This window comes from Bradyrhizobium sp. P2_E8 (assembly GCF_056403875.1).
In genome coordinates this window covers 1-1,363 of sequence record NZ_JBFUES010001438.1, presented here as the reverse complement: position 1 = coordinate 1,363, position 1,363 = coordinate 1, and the positions used below count along the sequence as shown (strand labels likewise).

1 protein-coding gene and 1 pseudogene are annotated in these 1,363 nt (G+C 64.7%); one reads left to right on the top strand and one right to left on the bottom strand.

Annotation, left to right across the window (positions count from 1 at the left end; genetic code table 11):
• A pseudogene (locus AC1D00_RS41210) lies at positions 1-645 on the top strand (ATP-binding protein); the annotation flags it as partial.
• Between the two features lie 6 nt (positions 646-651).
• Here the strand turns inward: AC1D00_RS41210 and AC1D00_RS41205 are convergent.
• The gene (locus tag AC1D00_RS41205) at positions 652-1,323 is read right to left on the bottom strand and encodes a response regulator (RefSeq protein ID WP_025575190.1); all 672 of its coding nucleotides are present in this window, start codon (positions 1,321-1,323) and stop codon (positions 652-654) included.
• Positions 1,324-1,363 lie beyond the last annotated feature (40 nt).

The following is a 1,363-nucleotide window of genomic DNA, read 5'->3' as shown; positions in this document are numbered from 1 at the left end:
ACGCTCTGCATCGCGCTGATATGGCTGGTTTCGATCGATCTCTGGAGCGGACAGCTCGACGATGCGGAAGCGAGCATCGACCACTTCATCGCGCATGCCACCTCGCGTTCGATGGGCCCTTATCTCTCGGTCGGCCGCGGCGTCAAAGGCGAGCTGGCCATCCGGCGCGGCGACGCCGCAGGCGGCGTCGAGACGATAAGGGCCTGCCTGCGCGAGCTCCATGATTCCGGCTATGAGCTTCTCACCACGACGTTCAACATTGCCCTGGTTCAAGGCTTGTTGGCACTGGGGCAGGTCGAGCAGAGCGCCCACTTGATCGACGAGGCGATCCGCCTCGTCGAACAAGGCGGCGATCATCTCTACATGCCGGAGCTGCTGCGGATGAAGGCAAGGGTATTGCTGTCCTTCCCGCAGCCGAAGATCGGGGAAGCAGAGACCCACCTCATGCGATCGCTGGAGCTGAGCCGTCGCAGGGGTGCGAAGGCCTGGGTGTTGCGAGCGGCGATCGATCTCGCGGAGCTTCTTGCCGACCAGCACCGCCGCAAGGAAGCAAAGCTGTTGCTGCAATCGGCGCTCGACGGCTTCGCCGAAGGCTCGGAAACGGCTGATATCAGGGCTGCTAGCGCGCGCCTGAAGACGCTGTAACGGCTCTCAGCCCGTCGGCGTGCCCTGCCGCCACTGACCACCGGCGATCTTCGCAGCGGCAATCACCGCCTGTGTCCGGCTCTCGACGCCGAGCTTTTGCAGGATCGCCGAGACATGCGCCTTGATGGTGGCCTCGGAGACGCCAAGCTCGTAGGCAATCTGCTTGTTGAGCAGCCCCTCCGACAGCATCATCAGGACCCGGACCTGCTGCGGCGTCAGCGTCACCAGGCGGTCGCGCAGGCGCGTCATGTCGGGGTCCGAGGCGGCCGACAGGTCGGTGTCGGCGGGAACCCAGACGTCCCCCTCCATCACCTTGAGGATGGCGTCGCGCAGCGTCTCGACGCCGAAACGCTTCGGGATGAAGCCGGACGCGCCGAAATCGAGCGAGCGGCGGATCGTGGCGCTGTCGTCGGAAGCCGAGACGATCACCACCGGGATCGCCGGATATTGCGCGCGCAGATAGATCAGGCCGGAAAAGCCGGAGATCCCGGGCATCGAGAGGTCGAGCAGGATCAGGTCGACGTCGGAGGTCTGTTCCAGCAGCTTGGTCAGATCCTCGAACGATCCGGCCTCGTCGATTCTGGCCGAGGTCAGGACGCTCGCCACCGCCTGCCGCAGCGCATCGCGGAACAGGGGATGATCATCGGCAATGACGAGATGTGTCGAGGGAGCGTTCATCGTTCTCTTGCTGTCGTTCGCGCCGGGCCGGCGAGTCGAT

Excerpts from the sequence above, each read along its gene's own strand:
- AC1D00_RS41205 (WP_025575190.1), bottom strand. The coding sequence starts at position 1,323 with ATGAACGCTCCCTCGACACATCTCGTCATTGCCGATGATCATCCCCTG.